Here is a 16165-nt window from a genome sequence, read left to right on the forward strand (position 1 = left end):
GGGAAGACCCGAAGCCAAAATAGGCTGAAAACGAACGGACAAACGTCCCTTGCTGTCACGAAGCCAGCGGCATAAACTATATCGACCGGGGGGAACGCCATCCGGAAGGCACCGGCCAAGTTTCCGCATCCTAAGATCACGGGCATCTATGGCGAGAGTTTAAAAAAACGACGATAAAGATACAGGAGGGATGAAATGTGTGGTTTTCTTATGTCGGGATTCTGTTGAATGCGGCTGTGCACCGGGGAATTCCGCATGGAACAACCGGGCAGGAATCCCTATCGAACTATGAGGAGGCCGCGCGGGTTTACGGTCTGATCCCCTGCTATATGCGGCTTCAGGATCTTGACCCGGACAACGGGCAGTGCAGCGCTTACGTGCTCAGGGACGATGCTTGGACGCTCGTGCGCATGCCGATCCCGCGCGTCATTCATAACCGGGCGATCTATTTGGACGCTGGGTCGCGGCAAAAAGTCGAATACCTGCTCCGCCAGGGTTACGTTATCTTTAATGCTTTTAACCGCTATGGAAAAGATGAAATACACCATCTGCTCAAAAAAGACCCGCTGCTTGCGCCCCACCTCCCGGAAACGCAAAATGCCACATCCTCATCCATCACGGACATGATGCGGCATTACGACGATTTGGTCATGAAGCCCTGCGTCGGCAGCGTCGGCCGCGGCATATGGCGGCTCCGCCGGGCCGGAGCGGCCTGGAAGCTTACCTATTCCCCCAGCGGCCGATCCTCCGGCTGGAAAACGGTAACGCTGCATCAAAACCAGCTGCCGGCCATGCTGCGGAGACGGCTCGCGCGCATGCCTTACCTCGTGCAGGAGCGCATCGCCCTGGCGGAGTACAAGGACCGGCCGTACGACCTGCGCGTTTCCGTGCAGCGGGGCATCAGCGGACAATGGGAAATCACGGGGTTGTACGCGAAGGCGGCCTCCTCCCGCACCTTCGTCTCGAACGTGGCGCAAGGAGGCAGGGCTTTTCCCGCCGAAACCGTCCTTGCCGAAAGCCTTCCCGGATTGGCGCCCGATGTCGTCTTGACGGACGTAAAACAGCTTGCCCTGCGGATCGCCGCAAGATTGGAGCTGCATCTCCCCTGGGCGGCCGACTTCGGGCTCGACATCGGCTTGTCGAAAACGGGGAAACCTTATTTTATCGAATGCAACGGACGCGATCAGCGTTACGGCTTCCGCAAGGCCGGCCTGAACGGGCTGTGGATGGAAACGTACCGCAAACCCATGGCCTATGCACGTTATCTTCTTGGGGACTGATGCCCGCTCCCTCGTTCCCTCATGTTTAGGAATGATAGCGGACATCGGCGATGCCGAACCACGGGAAGACGACCGCGGCGGCATAAGCCGCGCATGGAGCGAGGGCAAGCAGCAGGACGGCGGCCGCGTCGGTCCATGAAACGTTCGACGGGTAATAATAGGTTCGTTTTCCCCCGCCGTCAAACTGCTTCGCTTCCATCGCAACGGCTACCCGGTGGGCCCGGCGGATGCTTTGGGACAGGAGCGGCACGGCGTACAGCCGGACATGCTCCGCCATCCCCCGCAACCCTTTTCCGCGAACCGTGATCCCCCGTACCTGAAGCGCCTGCCTGCGGATCAAAAATTCCTCCCACACCATCGGCAGCAGGCGGATCGAGGCCATAAAGCTGTAAGCAAACCGTGGGGCCAGCCTGAAATTTTGCATCAGGGCGTAAAACAGCTTCACGGACGGCGTCGTGCTGACAAAAAGCAACCCTTCGGCCGCAAACGCAATCGAGCGGAATCCCAGATGCAGCCCGCGGTAAAAGCTTTCCTCCGAAATGCGAAAGAGCCCCCACTGCCACCACAACGTGTCCCCCTTCCCGAACAGGATCATCGTCATCGAAGAGGAGACGAAAAGAAAACCAAACGGCAGAACCAACAGCAGCGTCTTCCGGACCGGAAACCCGCCGAACGCGAACAATAGAACGGTATAAGTCAGCGCCTGGTACGCCGCGAAGTCGATGTTCCGCGTCAGCACCGTGACCAGGCACAACGCGACAAACAGGACGAGCTTGATGGCCGGATTGGTGCGCAGCAGCACCGTTTGCCGCGTAGGTTTCAGCAATTCGATCATGTGCCCGCCCGCCTTTCTGCCAGATCGGCCTCGATCGCCGGACGTTCGGTAACCGCGCCGTCCAGCACCTCCCACACCTTCGTGGCAACACGCCGGGCGATATTCTCTTCATGGGTGACCATTACGATGGCTGCGCCCTTTTCCTGCATCTCCAGGCAGTATTCGAGGATCGCAAACGTATTCCGGGCATCCTGGCCGAAAGTCGGTTCATCCAGCAAAAGGACGGGCTGCTCGCCCACGACGGCGGCCGCCATGCTAAGCCTCCGTTTTTGGCCGGTGGAAAGCTGGTACGGATGGCGGCGTTCCAGCCCTTCCAAATGAAAGAATCGCAGCAACCTTCGCGCTTTCGCTTCGGCCTCGGCCTTCCCCGCTTGTTTCGCTTTCGCGGAAAAGCCGGCTTCCCCCAGCACCGATTCCGCGACGAACTGGAATTCCGGGTTTTGGAACACGTAACCGATCCGGTCCGTGGGCGGACGAATCGCCCGGCGCGCTCTCCGGGAAGCGCCCTCCGTTTCCGGCATGGCCTCCCCGCATAACCGGTATTCCCCCCGAAAGCGCAGCAGCGACATCAGGCTGAGCAACAACGAGCTTTTGCCCGCCCCGTTCGGACCGACGACCGCGATAAAATCCCCGGGATCGACCCGCGCCTCGTCTGCCCGCACCACGGGCCGGCCGGCCCGGAATCCCGAAAACCGCCGCAGCGTGAGAAGCGGAGCGGATGCGTCCGGTTCCAACGGTTTCGCCGCTCCGCCCCGCCTCAGGTCAAGCACCTTGAAAAAATCCGCCCATACGCCCGGATACCAGATGCCGTACTGCTGCAGCTCCCGCCGGAAGGCGCCGAAAACCCATGCGGGAGGGCCGTCGCCGAGAATGCTCCCGTCCGGAGCCAGCAGGACGATCCGGTCCATCCGGTCCGCGATCTCTTCGATCCGGTGCTCCACGACGATTAAAGTCCGCCCTTCCGCCGCTTTCCAGACGGACTCCCACATCTGTTTTCTTCCCTCGGGATCCAGGAGGGCGGACGGTTCGTCCAGAAAAATGACCTCGGGCTCCAGCAGCAGCACGGAGGCCAGCGCCAGCCGCTGCTTCATGCCTTGGGACAGGCTGTCTACCGGAACATGCAGCAGATCCGGACGCAAACCGACCGCTTCAAGGGCCCGGCGCATTTCGGGCACCATCCGTTCCCGCGGAATGCCGCGGTTCTCCAATACGAACGCCAGCTCTTCGTCGACGTATGGCATGCAAAACTGCGTATCCGGATCCTGGAACACGTACCCTCTGGAATCCGGCGCCACGATGCCTTCCGCTTTGATCGGCACCTCGATCACTTGCGGAATCAGCCCGCCGAGCACCTGCAGCAGCGTCGATTTGCCGCAGCCGCTGGGCCCGAGCAGCAGCACTTTCTCGCCGCGACGAACGGACAGGGACAAATCCTTGAACACGAAAGACGGCTCTCCCGGAAATTTAAGCCTGAGCTTGCTGACTCCCGCCACGGTCTCCGGCCCGAACGGTTCTAAATCCAACGGCTCAATCATGGTCAAGCGCTTCATAATCCTTTTGGGTCACGGGCCGCAGCAGCTGCGTCACGCCGGTAGCCTCCAATGCCTTCGCCAGCGCAAACGCCAAATATCCCGCCAAAATCGCGGAGCTGATGATTCTAAGCACGTATTTGAACAGCATCATCCCGAGCGTATAGTCCGTCACGTAACCGAAATAAACATCGACCGCAAACGAACCGAGCGCAGCGGCCGCGCCCGCAAATGCCGCCGTCCCCATCTTGAAGCTGCGGTAGCGCAGCAAGGCAAAAACCAGTTCCGCCGCAAGGCCCTGCGCGACGCTGTACAGCACCAGCTGAACGCCCCATTCGCTGCCGAACAAAATTTCCACGTGTGCCGCCGCCACCTCCGCCAACAGGGCAACGCCGGGTTTGCGAATCAGGAGCATGGCGAGCGTCGGCGCCAAAAACCAGACCCCGTACACCAGCTCATCAGCCTGAAAAAACAGCGGCTTGAACAGATCGTACACCGAGCTCCAAAAATGATAGACGACGCCAAGCGCAAGCGACAGCAAAATCGTGACCAGCAGGTCGCTCAGCCGCAGCCCTTTCCTTTTTTCCGCCTGAAGCACGTGATTCATCCTACATCTTCCTCTCTTCTTCGGTGAGCGGGAATGCGCAAAAATAGGCATGAAAAAAACCGCCCTGGATACGCAAAGAGAGACGGTTAAATAAGCCCGGTCCATGGGCTTCTATCGCGAATTCTCTACGCTGGCATTATCCAGATCAGATTCCCGGTCAGCAGCGGATACAGCTGCAATCTCAGCCTGATTCACTCAAGCTCCCGCATCCCATATGTAACGGACCGCCCTTCGCCAAAAAAACGAAGCATGCGAAAGCGTCCGGTTCCTGGTTCCAAAATACACCAATTCCGTGCCGGTTGGCAACAGAAAAAATTTTTCCTCGGCAGCCCCTGCCCTACTTCCTCCCCCTGCATGCGGCCGTCCGTCTTGCGTTAGACGTTATTGATTTAACCGCTATTCTATGTCAATATATTTCAGAGTGTTCCAAAAATAGTATGCTGCGCATTTCGGATCTGGCCGAAATTCGGTGAAACCAAAAGGCGGCCGCGCACGTTAACTCTATAAATCGACTCGAAGCACCATCCGAAGGGAGAAATAGCATGGCAAAACGATTGTTAAGGCTGATGACGGAGCTCTCCTCAAGAAAGTGGCTATCCGCATTGATGGGGCGTTTTTCCCATAGCAGGCTCAGCAGGGGCGTCATCCCTTATTTTATAAAAAGCTATCAGATTCCAGCCGACGAAGCCGAAAAGGAAATCCACGAATACAGGACGCTGAACGAGTTTTTTTCGCGCCGGCTGAAGCCGGGCATGCGCCCGGTCGAGGAAGGGCCGAACGTGCTGACAAGCCCGGTCGACGCCAAAATAACGGCCATGGGCGACATTTCCGCGGGGACGATATTAAACGTCAAAGGCCAGGATTATTCCGTGGCGGAGCTGCTGAACTTCTCCCCCCATTTGGAGCTGTACAAACACGGCTATTTTTTTGTGCTTTATTTAAGCCCGACCGACTACCACCGCATCCATTCCCCCATTACGGGGGTGCGTACGGAAAGCGAGCACATCAAGGGCCGGGCTTATCCGGTCAACGAATTCGGCATGACCCGGATGAAATCGGTGCTGTGCCGGAACGAGCGGCTGATCACCTACATCGCCGGGGAATACGGCGAGGTGGCCGTCGTGAAGGTCGGCGCCATGAACGTCAGCAGCATCCGTTACGACGACGAATCCGTGTCCCGCTGGAACAACGGCGACGACCTGGCCTATTTCGAATTCGGCTCGACCGTCGTGCTGCTGACGCAGGACGGAACGTTTACGCCAAGGGCCGGCCTGAAGCCCGGGGACCACGTCCGGATGGGCCAGCTTCTCGGAACGCTTCACCCTCCGGTCCCGCGGGACAAGGGCTAAGATCCGCTTTCGTCCCGTCCCATGACGGAAGCGATCATCTTTTGCAGCAAACGCCCCGGCAGGATCGCTTTGGCCCGGAGCGTCAACCGGGTGCTTCCCGGCAGGGCGTACCGGAACGCGGGCCGCTTCATGCATGCGATACGCGCAACGAGTTCGGCTACCTCCTTCGGGTCGCCTCCTTGTCGTGCGCTTTTTCGCGAAAACGCCAGCACCTTGTCCATCATGGCCCGGTAAGGCGAACCTTCGGGAGCGCTCATTTGCGCGAACCCCTTGTCCCAAATCGGGGTGCCGTAGGCACCGGGCTCTACCAGGACCACATCGATGCCGAAGGGTTTGGCTTCGAGCGCAAGGCATTCGCTGAAACCCTCCATGGCGAATTTCGAGGAAGCATACGGCGCATATCCCGGAAATCCGATGCGGCCGCTGATGCTGCTCATCTGGATGATCCGGCCTTTCCCCCGCTCCCGCATGATCGGCAGCACCGCCTGCGTCACCCGCACCATGCCGTGAAAGTTCGTATCCATCTGTTCCTGCCAAATCGCGGCAGGCACCTCCTCGACGAAACCTCCGTAGGCCGTTCCGGCATTGTTGACCAGCACGTCCAACCGGCCGTACTGCCGGCGTATGTATGCCGCAGCGTCCGCCACGCCGGCCGGGTCGGTAACGTCCAGCCGCACGGCAACGATTTTTCCCTGCACCCCGGCCTCCGCCGCCGCGTCCATCAGCCCTGCCTGCGCCTCCATCCTCCGGATGCCCGCGATGACGGCGAATCCCCGCCGGGCAAGCTCAACCGCCGTCAGCAGCCCGAAGCCGCTTGAACCGCCCGTGACCAGGGCTACCGGCTCCCCTTGCATTGTTTTCATGTTACCCCACCTTATACGGGAATCGCTTCGAACAGAAACGGATTCCCGTCCAAATAATGCCGAAGGAGCGCCAACGAATACGGCTTGCTTTCCCTCAGCTCCGCCGCTTCCCACGGATGCGGGGCATGGAAGCTCTGGTTTTCGATCAGCGCTTTGACAAAAAACGTTTCGAGCGCAGGAATGCAGCCCGGCTGGCCGGAAACGGGCCGCAGCCGCTCGTATCCTTCCATGAACCATTGACGCTGCACAGGGTACAAGCCGATAAACGACTGCGCCAAATCATACAAATAGAAGCCGAAACCGCAGCGCCCGAAATCGATCGGATAAGGCTCCCCGCCTTTGAACACCATGTTTCCTTCGTGGAAATCGCCGTGAATGAGGCCGAAACTCTCGCGATCCCGCCGCATGCCGGACATATGGGCCGTCACTTTGGCGGCCGCCTGCTCATAAATCGCGTATTCGTCCGAGGTTAGAAAACTCCCATGATGCTGCTTGAGCCTGGCCGTCTCCCGCGCGAACGGCTCCCCGTCCCATACCGGGCGGACAAAGCCCTCGGCAGGTTTGAAACGGAGGGCCGCCCGGTGCATCTTCGCCAGCAGACCGCCCATGAGAAGGAGCTGCTCTTCGCTGTACTGTCCCTCCCAATGGTCGCCATCGATCCAGCGAAGCACCGACACCTTCCAGCTTTGCCCCCGACCCGTCTCCACCTCGGTGACGTACGAGCCTTCGCGGTTCGGAACGCCCGTGGGGACCACAAGCCCCTCGACCCGCGCCAAATATTCGAGCCACTCCATTTCCGAAACGGTTTCCCCTGAGGATGCCGCTGCGGGATGAACGCGGAGCAAATACAACCTTCCCGCTTCATCTTCGATTTTATAAGTGACATGCTCCGACACCTGAATGAAATCCAGATGTTTTTCCTGAATACCGTACTGCTCCAGGGCAGCCGTCAGAGCCGCCTCCGCCTGAACGAGCAGCAGCCTTCTGCTGTCCTCCGAATCCGCATGAAACGCTTCGTTCATGGGTATCTCCCCCCTTGTTTTCGCTCTTTTGCCGTTTTTTTCTGTTCTATCATTACAAAATTCCATATAGCCAGCATAGCATACCGGGCCCGGAAATTTCGATAGCCATCGCCGCCGTGCCGCCTGCTCCGGTCCTCGCCATCCTCTCTTGCAGGCCCCCGGCCCATCGCTTGCCCTTTCCAAAAAAACTCATTGCAGCAAAAATGGCGGTGCGGAGTCGACCCGACCCGCCCGCCATGCGTATGTTTGTCTCCTTTACGGGACCGTTGCCTGTCCGCCCATGATCATCGGAGGAAGGCTCCGGTAAGGATTCAACGGATTTCGGAAGGTTTTTTTCCCGTATATTGCTTAAACTGCCTGCTGAAGAAAAAGATGTCGCGATAGCCGAGGGCGTCCGCCACCTCCGTTACGTTCATGCCCGCATGAAGCAAAAGATGCTGGGCGCGCTCGATTCGCGTCCGGATGATGTAGGACTGGACCGGCGTCCCGATCAGCTCCTTGAATTTGATCGAAAAATAGCGCGGCGACAATCCCGCGCGGGCGGCAAGATCCTCTACCCGGTGAGGTTTGCCCGGATGCTGCTGGACGTAGTTCGCGATTTCGTGGATGGCCTCGGTCAGCTGGTTGCTGGCCTTTTTCTCCTCCGGCTGTTCGCGGTCATGCCGCAGCAGATGGATCATGAGCTGCTTCAGGATCAGCTGTCCTTCCTCCTGCGCGGCGAACGTGTTCACCAGAAACAGCCTCACGTACCGGGAAAGCATGTACTCGAAATCAACCGTGTCCGTGAGCCTCCGGTAAGGCTGCGGAATGTCGGTCACCGGCTCGTTGATCCTGAAATGGCTGTACGTCAGCACGAGCGGTTTTTGCGGATTATGGGTTGCGCTCGTATGATCCCCCGGCCTGAACAAAAAGCAGCTGCCTTTGCCGACCTCAAACGGCTCGTCGTTGCGGATCACCGTTCCTTCCCCGCTCCATACATAAAACAAATCGTAGTTCTCCAGCGCTTTTTCGCGTTTCTGCCATTTCCATCCCGGCTCGCATACGATTTTCGCCAGCGAAGGCAGTATTTGAAAAGAAGACGGCGACGCATGCAGCATGGCGTCATTCCCCCTTATGATATTTACTGAACATGAATCAAGTCGATCGCCGTGTACGCAAAAGCGAATGCCGCAATGCAGCAAAAGCGCAAATCCATCTATCATGATACCCTTTCACGAGAAATTTTGCACATCCTGCCACGCAAGCACCAGCCTTCGGACGCCGTCCGCGATCTGTTCCTCCGTCAGATGGGCGAACCCGAAACAGGCCGCCGGAGGCCCCTGTCCCATCCAATACGCCTGCGCATCCCGGAATACAACGCCCCGGCGGACCGCTGCGCCGCGAAACGCCTCGTATTCATCCGCGGACTTCAGCCAGTTCGCATACACATGCAGCCCGGCATCGCCGGGCATCAGTTCGAAAAGATCCCCGGCGAGCGCATGCATCAGTCCCCAAAAATGTCCGTGCCGCGCCCCATACAACCGGGTTAGACGGCGCAAATGGCGCATGTAGCTTCCTTTGGACATGAACCTGGCGAGCGCCCGCTGTTCCAGCAGCCCCGGCGACATCGGCTCATACAGCGATTTGGCGCGCACGGCGGCCTCGACCAGCCCTTCCGGCAGAACCGCAAACCCCAGCCTCAGGCCGGGAAACATCGTCTGGGAGAAGGAGCCGATATAAATGACCCGCTCCTGGGTATCGAGCGTTTTCAGCGGCTCGATCGGACGCCCGCCAAAACGGAATTCGCTGTCGTAATCGTCCTCGATGATGACCGCATCATGCCGCTGCGCCCAGTCGAGAAGCTGCCGCCGCCGCTTCAGGCTGAGCACGGCCCCCGTCGGGTACTGCCTGCTCGGCGTCACGAACAAAATGCCCGCATCCCACTCCTGCGGCCGCACTCCCTGCCGGTCGACCGCCGCCGGAATGATGTTGCCGCCGCAGGCCTCGACCGCCCGCCGGATGCCGTGGAATCCCGGATTTTCGACGACGGCGGCCTCCCCTTCGTTCATCAGCAGCTGAAAAAGCAAAACGATGGCCTGCATCGAACCGTTAAAAAGGACGACATGCTCCGGACGGGCCATAATTCCCCGCGTCACGCGCAAATGGGAAGCGATCGCCTCGCGCAGCTGTCCGTCCCCTTCGGGGGGCGCTTTATGCTGCAGGCCGATTCCTTTGCGTCCCCCGGCGAAAGACAAGGCGCTCCGCCACTCTTCGTACGGGAAACGGCTCATCTCGAGCGGCTGGTTGATGAAGCTGATCTCCGCCCGCTTCGCGGCATCGAGCGGCATGTCCGGAATGCGGAGCAGCCGTTCCCCCCATTGGGAAAGCTTGATCGGCGTTTCCTTTATTTTTTCCATCGACGGCGGGGAATAGCCCGCATCCGTGACGAAAGTCCCCCGGCCCGTTTCGGCATATACGTATCCTTCGGCCATCAGTATGTCATAGCTTTGGGCCACCGCCCCGCGGGACAAGCCGTACCGCTCCGCCATCTCGCGGGTCGACGGCAGCTTCATGCCGCCGGGCAAGCGGCCCTCCTGGATGGCCTCCCTTAACGCATGATACAGCGCCAAGTATTTGAATCGGTGTCGGTCGAGATATGCCTCCATATGGAGCGTCAATTCCATCCCCGTCGCCTCCTTTGTTCGAAAGGCAAAATTGGACTATTAAAATTAATCTAAATTGGATCTTTTTTATTGTCAATGTCTCCATTATGCTGACAACAAGCTTTCGCGGCTTGAAGGGCTGCGATACCGGCAATAGAAATATTGGAGGGAAACCAGATGAGAAGAGATGAATTCAGCGTTGACGAAGAAAAGGAAATCGAAGCATTTTTGTCCGGGATGAGTTTCGGCTTTCTCGGCACGGTCGGGGAGGACGGACGTCCGCGGGTGACGCCGCTCAACTTCGTATACGATCAGGGGATATTTTATTTTCACGGCAGCCGGATCGGCGAAAAAATGAACCATTTGAAAGCGAGCCCCATGGTCAGCTTCAGCGTCGCCGACGAATATGCCCTCATTCCGTCCTACTTCACGGATCCCAATCTTGCCTGTCCGGCCACGACGTATTTCAAAAGCGTCACGGTAAGCGGACGGGCCGAAATCGTGACCGACGTGCGCGAAAAAGCGGCGGTGTTCACGCTGCTGATGCACAAACTCCAGCCGGAAGGCGGCTATGATCCGATCGATGCCGACCATCCGGTATATGCTCCGAGACTGCGCAACGTGGCCGTCGTCAAAATCGTTCCGGAACGCCTCACCGCCAAATTCAAATTCGGCCAAAACCTGGAAGAAGGCGAAAGACGCCAAATCCTCTGCGGGCTGGAAGCCCGGAACCGGGAACGCGACCTTGAAACGGCGGAGCTCGTCCGCAGCAGCGTTCCGGAACGCCCCCGGAAGAAAAACGAATCGCCGTGCCAATCCATGGAAAATATCGAATGATATCCCTGTCCAAAGCGGTTTTGTCCGTGACGGCTCCGGCGGCAAATGATATAATGTAAGGCAGTGAAAACGGAAACCTGACATGGAAATCCCACGGCATTTCCGAACTTACAACCGATTTGGAAGGATGGAAGACATGGTAAACCGACCTGCTGAACAATTGAACGAAAGCATCAAATCCGGCAATCCGCATGTATACGACATGCTGTCCACGCTGGGCAAGGAGATCTACTTTCCGAAAGAAGGCATTCTGAGCCAATCCGCCGAAGCTGCCGGCCATGCCAAAAAGTACAACGCGACGATCGGCATTGCGACCGAAGGCGGCATTCCGATGCATTTGGACGTCATCCAAAGCAAGCTGTCCGCCTATCAGCCAAAGGACCTTTATCCGTACGCGCCGCCTGCCGGCAAACCGGAGCTCCGGACCGCCTGGCTTGCCAAGATGAAGGAGGAAAATCCTTCGCTGGAAGGAAAATCGCTCAGCAGCCCGATCGTGACCAACGCGCTGACGCACGGGCTGAGCATCGTTGCCGACCTTTTCGTCGATGAAGGGGACGCCGTCATTTTCCCGGACAAAAACTGGGAGAACTATGAGCTGACCTTCGGCATCCGCCGCCACGCGGAAATCGTCAATTATCCGCTTTTTACGGACGAAATGACGTTCAACAGCCAAGGCCTGCGCGAGGCACTGTTAGCGCAAAAAGACAAAGGCAAAGCGATCGTCATCCTCAACTTCCCGAACAACCCGACGGGATATACGCCGGGCCTTAAGGAAGGCGATGAAATCGTTGCGGCCGTCAAGGAAGCGGCGGAAGCGGGCATCAACGTGGTCGTGGTCACGGACGACGCTTATTTCGGACTCTTTTTCGAGGATTCCTTGAAGGAATCGTTGTTCGGCAAGCTGGCCGATCTTCATCCGCGCGTCCTGGCCGTCAAGGTCGACGGCGCGACCAAAGAAGAATTCGTCTGGGGCTTCCGCGTCGGCTTCATTACCTATGCATCCGAAAGCAAAGACGTGCTGAACGCGCTGGAACAAAAAACGCTCGGCATCATCCGCGCCACCGTCTCCAGCTGCTCCCATCCTTCCCAGACGTTCGTGCTCGATGCGCTTAAATCGCCGGAGTTCAACGCCCAGAAGGAAGAAAAATTCCAAATCATGAAAGGCCGCGCCAACAAGGTCAAGGCGCTGCTCGACAGCGGAAAATACGGCGACGTGTGGGAATATTACCCGTTCAACTCGGGTTACTTCATGTGCCTGAAGCTGAAGGACGTTTCCGCCGAAGAGCTCCGCACGCATATCCTCCATCAGTACGGCGTCGGAACGATCGCGCTCGGCGAACATGACCTTCGCATCGCGTTTTCCTGCATCGAAGAGGAATACCTGGAGGACCTGTTTGACCTCGTGTACAAAGGCATTGCCGATCTACGGAAATAAGGCGCCTGGAATAGATTTTTTTAGTCAGGAACGGGTGATTGCCCAAGCACAGTCTTTCCCCGAGACATAAGATACCGTGTAACGCAAAACAATCCAAAGTAAAGGGGAATGAACAATGAGCGAAGAAGTAAGAGGCGGATACGGATACGGTTGTGGACCTGGATTATTCGGTAACACGGGTGCTATCCTGGTTCTCTTCATCCTCCTGGTTATCATCACTCGTTCTTTCTGGGTATAATCGCATACCCTTGACTTACAGGCATCGATAAGCACCGCTAAAAAAGGCAGAAGGCCGGGATTCCGGCCTTCTGCCTTTTTGTTTTCGATACTTGCGCGTTATTCGTCGTCCTCATCGTCTTCCGTCTTTTTCCTGCTTGCAAAAAATCGGGACAACAGGCAAAGAACGATCCCGCCAAGCAGCGCCATGAGCACGGTCCCCATTCGTTCGAGCCCGGCCCCGAGCAACGGAAGCCATGTGACTGCCGCAAACGTCAGTTGAATCTGAAACGCGAGTTTGATGGCATTCCTCCGCCGGCTGCCCGGCGCGATCGGATAGACGTGAAGCCAGAAAGATTCGCTGTGAAAACGCAGCAGCGACGACAGCTGGATGCCTGCCAGAAACACGAAAAACCAATAGATGCCGATGCCGACGTTGCTTCCGCGCTGCCACCAAGCCAAAAACGCCGCCAAAATGCCGACCCTGAGCACGATGCCGAGAATGTCGCTGCGCACAAAGCTTTTCATCAGCAAATACCGGTAAGCCGCTTCCGGCTTCCACGGAATGTTGTTTCCCGCCCACGAAAGCCACTTTCTGGCATAAACGCGCTGCTCCCGTCCCGGAACGTTGACGAACCACCCCAGGACCATCAGCACCCGCCCGCTGTGGACTTTCTCCTGGGCAATAAGTCTTTCCCATGCGACGGGGTGTTTGGCGGGAAGTCGAAGCGCGGCGGTATACGTGGCCGCAAGCAGCACGATAAATATCAGGCTCCGGCCTGCCGGCTGCCAGATCCATGCCGCGACGCAAAGCGCAAGCACGACGTAGCGCAGCACCCTATAGGCAAACGTGGCGCGCCGGGAAACCATGCGCAGTTCCTTCCAGCAGCCGTAGCTGGCGAGCAGCTTCAGTGCGATCAGCACGAGCAGGAACAGCCAAAACGGCTTGGGCTGTCCGTCGCTCCGGACGTAAATCGGCCACGAAATGAGAAAGATGAGGGCGAGTCCCAGCAGTTTGTACACAACCCCGCTGGTCCAGCTTCCTTGAAAATAGCTTTTCATCCGGGATTCCTGCGGCAGCAGGAACACGGTGTCCGCCGGCGCGAGATAGGTTCTGAAGCTGCTGTTGACCGTCAGCGGCACGAATAATACGAGCATGATCCAGCGAATCGGGAGCCCCGCCGGAATATGCTGCACCAGGGACGTATACCAAGCCGAAAAAACGATCAGCGCGAACAGCATCAGCGCCGCGACCCCGCTTTGCAGTACATAACCGAGATACGGCAGCACTTCTTTCCCCCAGAAGCGGCTCCGGCGCTCGGCCCTTAACTTCATCAAGTCCATCGTCAATCCCTGCCTTGCACGAGGGTATAAAACATATCTTCCAGCCCTGCCCCGGTCGTTCCGGCCTGCGCTTCGATCGCTTCCAGCGTCCCCTGCGCAATGATGCTTCCCTGATGCAGCACGACAAACCGGTCGCAATAGTTTTCGATCGTCGACAGGATATGGGAGCTCAGCAGAATGGAAGAGCCCCCTTCCTTCAACTCAACCATAAAATCAAGCAAAGACCGGATGCCGAGCGGATCGAGCCCGAGAAACGGCTCGTCGATAATGTACAGCGACGGGCGGGCGACGAAGGCGCACATGATCATGACCTTCTGCCGCATGCCTTTGGACAGCTGCGTCGAAAGACTGTCCATCTTGTCCTGCATCCGGAAAATCCGGGAAAGCCTGTCCGCGCGTTCTTCGTAATCGCCGCGCGGAACGTTGTAGGCCCTCGCCGTGAATTCGAGATGCTCGCGGACGGTCATATCATCGTATAACAGCGGAGACTCCGGTACGAATGCCAGGGAGCCGTGATAGGTTTCGGAATCTTCGTCCCGTTTTTTCCCCCTGACGCGAATCTCTCCTTTTTGGGGAGTCATCAGCCCAAGGATATGCTTCATGGTCGTGCTTTTTCCCGCGCCGTTCAGCCCGATCAAGCCGACCATTTCGCCCGGATTCACCTGAAAGGACACATCATGCAGCACGGGGCGGTTCAAGCTGTATCCGCCGCTCAAGCCTTGAATATCCAGCACCGTATTTCCGTTCATTGCATCACCTCCAAAAAAATACCCGGCTCATCCGCTTATGGACGTTTTTTGTCTTTCAGCCATTTGGGAGCCCCTTTGTTTTTCCGGTCGCGGTCCCGCTCGCTGCCTTTTCGTTCCGGCTGCTTGCCGCCGCGGACCCATTCGTTTTTGCCTTTGGCCGGGCCCGGCGCCCGGCGCGTTTCTTCCTTGGCTGTGCGGTTTCTGCCTTCCCCGCCCCCCGACACGTCCGCCGTCGCTTTCTTGTCCGAAGGCTTTCGCGTTCCGGACGGGCCGCGCCCGCCGGGCAGCGCCCCGGGTTTCAGCACTTTGCCGCCGTACAGCCTGCGCTCTTCCAGCGAAATGCCGAGCTCCCTGGCAAATTTGTTCATGATGAAAATTTGACGGTGCGTCACCAGGGAGAGAACGAGGCCGCTGCGACCCATGCGCCCGGTACGGCCGGCACGGTGTACATAGTGCTCGGAATCCGCAGGCGGATCGTAGTTGACGACCATCTCGAGCCCTTCGATGTCGAGACCGCGGGCGGCGACGTCGCTCGCGACCAGCACCTTGAACTTGCCGCTGCGGAAACCGGAGAGCACCCTGCTTCGGGTCAGTTTATCCGCATCCGCGTACAATCCCTCTGCCGAAAGCCCCATATAATTCAATTTGCCCTGCACTTCGGCGATGGTTTCCGTCTGATTGACGAACACGATCGCCTTTTTCGGATCGTAATGGCGGATCACCCGGCGCAGCGTCTCGATTTTATCCCGCTCGTCGCCGGCAAAATAATAATGCTCAAGCCCTTTGGCGGTCGACTGGTCGGGATCGATGCCGATTTCGACCGGAGCGTTCATCTCGCGTTTGACGAGCGCCGCCGTTTCCTCGCTGACGGTCGCCGACAAAAACACGAGCTGCCGGTCCCGGAGCGCGCTCCGGAGGATGCGGTCGACATCGGCCGCGCCGCCAAGCTGAAACACCTGATCGACTTCATCCACGACGATCGTGTTTACTTCATGCATTTTCACCTTGCGCGTTTCGATCAGTTCCCGGATTCTTCCCGGGGTCCCGACGAGAAGCTGGGGGTGCTGCTTCAGCTTTTCCACCTGGCGTTTCAGGGCCGCGCCCCCGATCAATCCAAGCACGTTGATGCCGAGGTTTTCTCCGTATTTTTCGCCTTCCCTGACGATTTGCATGGCAAGCTCCTGCGTCGGCGCGATCACGAGCTTTTGCGCCGATTTCCGCTCTGCGTCGATGCCCTGCAGGACCGGCAGCAGATAGGCGAGCGTTTTGCCTGTCCCGGTCTGGGAACGGGCAAGCACGTCCGCCCCTTTCAAAATCGCGGGAATCGCTTCCGCCTGCACCGGCGTCGGATCCGTAATGCCGTATTCCGATAAGCTGTCCATCAAAGATTGTTCAATGCCCAGCGCTGTAAACGAAGTTGGGTTCATTCCATTCCATCCTTTTATAGAAGTCATTCT

General features: G+C 58.1%; 14 protein-coding genes and 1 riboswitch. Of the genes, 4 read left to right on the plus strand and 10 right to left on the minus strand.

The genetic code is table 11. From position 1 onward, the window contains the following. Positions 1-197 precede the first annotated feature (197 nt). Positions 198-1280, plus strand: a complete 1083-nt coding sequence (locus KI367_RS05170) for a YheC/YheD family endospore coat-associated protein (protein ID WP_212948126.1) — start codon at positions 198-200, stop codon at positions 1278-1280. A gap of 25 nt (positions 1281-1305) precedes the next feature. Here the strand turns inward: KI367_RS05170 and KI367_RS05175 are convergent, their stop codons facing one another. From KI367_RS05175 to KI367_RS05185, 3 genes are read right to left on the minus strand one after another with little or no spacing between them, the layout of a single operon-like run. After that, complete coding sequence (locus KI367_RS05175; RefSeq protein WP_212948320.1) at positions 1306-2112, minus strand: energy-coupling factor transporter transmembrane component T family protein; 807 nt, start codon at positions 2110-2112, stop codon at positions 1306-1308. Beyond that, complete coding sequence (locus KI367_RS05180) at positions 2112-3650, minus strand: ABC transporter ATP-binding protein (protein ID WP_212948322.1); 1539 nt, start codon at positions 3648-3650, stop codon at positions 2112-2114. Before KI367_RS05180 ends, KI367_RS05175 begins: the two co-directional genes overlap by 1 nt. Then, positions 3643-4251: an ECF transporter S component gene (locus KI367_RS05185; RefSeq protein WP_212948128.1), complete on the minus strand. Its 609-nt coding sequence runs from the start codon at positions 4249-4251 to the stop codon at positions 3643-3645. Before KI367_RS05185 ends, KI367_RS05180 begins: the two co-directional genes overlap by 8 nt. 105 nt (positions 4252-4356) lie before the next feature. Further along, positions 4357-4468, minus strand: a riboswitch (TPP riboswitch). Between the two features lie 325 nt (positions 4469-4793). Between KI367_RS05185 and asd the strand changes: the two genes are divergently transcribed. Then, positions 4794-5600: an archaetidylserine decarboxylase gene (asd, locus tag KI367_RS05190; RefSeq protein ID WP_212948130.1), complete on the plus strand. Its 807-nt coding sequence runs from the start codon at positions 4794-4796 to the stop codon at positions 5598-5600. Here the strand turns inward: asd and KI367_RS05195 are convergent. The 4 genes from KI367_RS05195 to pdxR form a co-directional block, all read right to left on the minus strand. Then, positions 5597-6463 carry an SDR family oxidoreductase gene (locus KI367_RS05195; RefSeq protein ID WP_212948132.1) on the minus strand — a complete coding sequence of 289 codons (867 nt, stop codon included), beginning with the start codon at positions 6461-6463 and terminating at the stop codon, positions 5597-5599. The two genes, asd and KI367_RS05195, sit on opposite strands and share 4 nt — an antisense overlap. An 11-nt stretch (positions 6464-6474) precedes the next feature. Then, positions 6475-7485, minus strand: a complete 1011-nt coding sequence (locus tag KI367_RS05200; protein ID WP_212948140.1) for a phosphotransferase enzyme family protein — start codon at positions 7483-7485, stop codon at positions 6475-6477. Positions 7486-7796: 311 nt separating this feature from the next. After that, positions 7797-8582: a helix-turn-helix domain-containing protein gene (locus KI367_RS05205; protein WP_036710836.1), complete on the minus strand. Its 786-nt coding sequence runs from the start codon at positions 8580-8582 to the stop codon at positions 7797-7799. A gap of 114 nt (positions 8583-8696) precedes the next feature. Then, the gene (gene pdxR, locus KI367_RS05210) at positions 8697-10148 is read right to left on the minus strand and encodes a MocR-like pyridoxine biosynthesis transcription factor PdxR (protein ID WP_212948148.1); all 1452 of its coding nucleotides are present in this window, start codon (positions 10146-10148) and stop codon (positions 8697-8699) included. A 156-nt stretch (positions 10149-10304) separates the two neighbouring features. Here pdxR and KI367_RS05215 point away from each other — a divergent pair, with 156 nt between their 5' ends. Then, positions 10305-10964: a pyridoxamine 5'-phosphate oxidase family protein gene (locus KI367_RS05215; RefSeq protein WP_212948150.1), complete on the plus strand. Its 660-nt coding sequence runs from the start codon at positions 10305-10307 to the stop codon at positions 10962-10964. 136 nt (positions 10965-11100) lie between these two features. After that, positions 11101-12399: an aminotransferase class I/II-fold pyridoxal phosphate-dependent enzyme gene (locus KI367_RS05220; RefSeq protein WP_036710841.1), complete on the plus strand. Its 1299-nt coding sequence runs from the start codon at positions 11101-11103 to the stop codon at positions 12397-12399. Between the two features lie 336 nt (positions 12400-12735). On the opposite strand, the gene KI367_RS05225 is transcribed toward KI367_RS05220, so the two are convergent. Genes KI367_RS05225 through KI367_RS05235 form a run of 3 tightly spaced genes read right to left on the minus strand, consistent with a single transcriptional unit; the run spans position 12736 to position 16135 of the window. Beyond that, complete coding sequence (locus tag KI367_RS05225; RefSeq protein WP_212948152.1) at positions 12736-13959, minus strand: ABC transporter permease; 1224 nt, start codon at positions 13957-13959, stop codon at positions 12736-12738. 2 nt (positions 13960-13961) lie between these two features. After that, complete coding sequence (locus tag KI367_RS05230) at positions 13962-14708, minus strand: ABC transporter ATP-binding protein (protein ID WP_212948154.1); 747 nt, start codon at positions 14706-14708, stop codon at positions 13962-13964. 35 nt (positions 14709-14743) lie between these two features. Further along, on the minus strand, positions 14744-16135 hold the full coding sequence (locus tag KI367_RS05235) for a DEAD/DEAH box helicase (RefSeq protein WP_212948156.1): 1392 nt from the start codon (positions 16133-16135) through the stop codon (positions 14744-14746). Positions 16136-16165: the final 30 nt, after the last annotated feature.

Origin of the sequence: Paenibacillus cookii, from assembly GCF_018333375.1 — a bacterium.
In the GTDB taxonomy this organism is placed as follows: Bacteria; Bacillota; Bacilli; order Paenibacillales; family Paenibacillaceae; genus Paenibacillus_AQ; species Paenibacillus_AQ cookii.

Coding starts and splice junctions, on each gene's coding strand:
- KI367_RS05180 (WP_212948322.1), bottom strand. CDS start 3,650: ATGATTGAGCCGTTGGATTTAGAACCGTTCGGGCCGGAGACCGTGGCG.
- KI367_RS05185 (WP_212948128.1), bottom strand. CDS start 4,251: ATGAATCACGTGCTTCAGGCGGAAAAAAGGAAAGGGCTGCGGCTGAGC.
- asd (WP_212948130.1), top strand. CDS start 4,794: ATGGCAAAACGATTGTTAAGGCTGATGACGGAGCTCTCCTCAAGAAAG.
- KI367_RS05195 (WP_212948132.1), bottom strand. CDS start 6,463: ATGAAAACAATGCAAGGGGAGCCGGTAGCCCTGGTCACGGGCGGTTCA.
- KI367_RS05200 (WP_212948140.1), bottom strand. CDS start 7,485: ATGAACGAAGCGTTTCATGCGGATTCGGAGGACAGCAGAAGGCTGCTG.
- KI367_RS05205 (WP_036710836.1), bottom strand. CDS start 8,582: ATGCTGCATGCGTCGCCGTCTTCTTTTCAAATACTGCCTTCGCTGGCG.
- pdxR (WP_212948148.1), bottom strand. CDS start 10,148: ATGGAATTGACGCTCCATATGGAGGCATATCTCGACCGACACCGATTC.
- KI367_RS05215 (WP_212948150.1), top strand. CDS start 10,305: ATGAGAAGAGATGAATTCAGCGTTGACGAAGAAAAGGAAATCGAAGCA.
- KI367_RS05220 (WP_036710841.1), top strand. CDS start 11,101: ATGGTAAACCGACCTGCTGAACAATTGAACGAAAGCATCAAATCCGGC.
- KI367_RS05225 (WP_212948152.1), bottom strand. CDS start 13,959: ATGGACTTGATGAAGTTAAGGGCCGAGCGCCGGAGCCGCTTCTGGGGG.
- KI367_RS05230 (WP_212948154.1), bottom strand. CDS start 14,708: ATGAACGGAAATACGGTGCTGGATATTCAAGGCTTGAGCGGCGGATAC.
- KI367_RS05235 (WP_212948156.1), bottom strand. CDS start 16,135: ATGAACCCAACTTCGTTTACAGCGCTGGGCATTGAACAATCTTTGATG.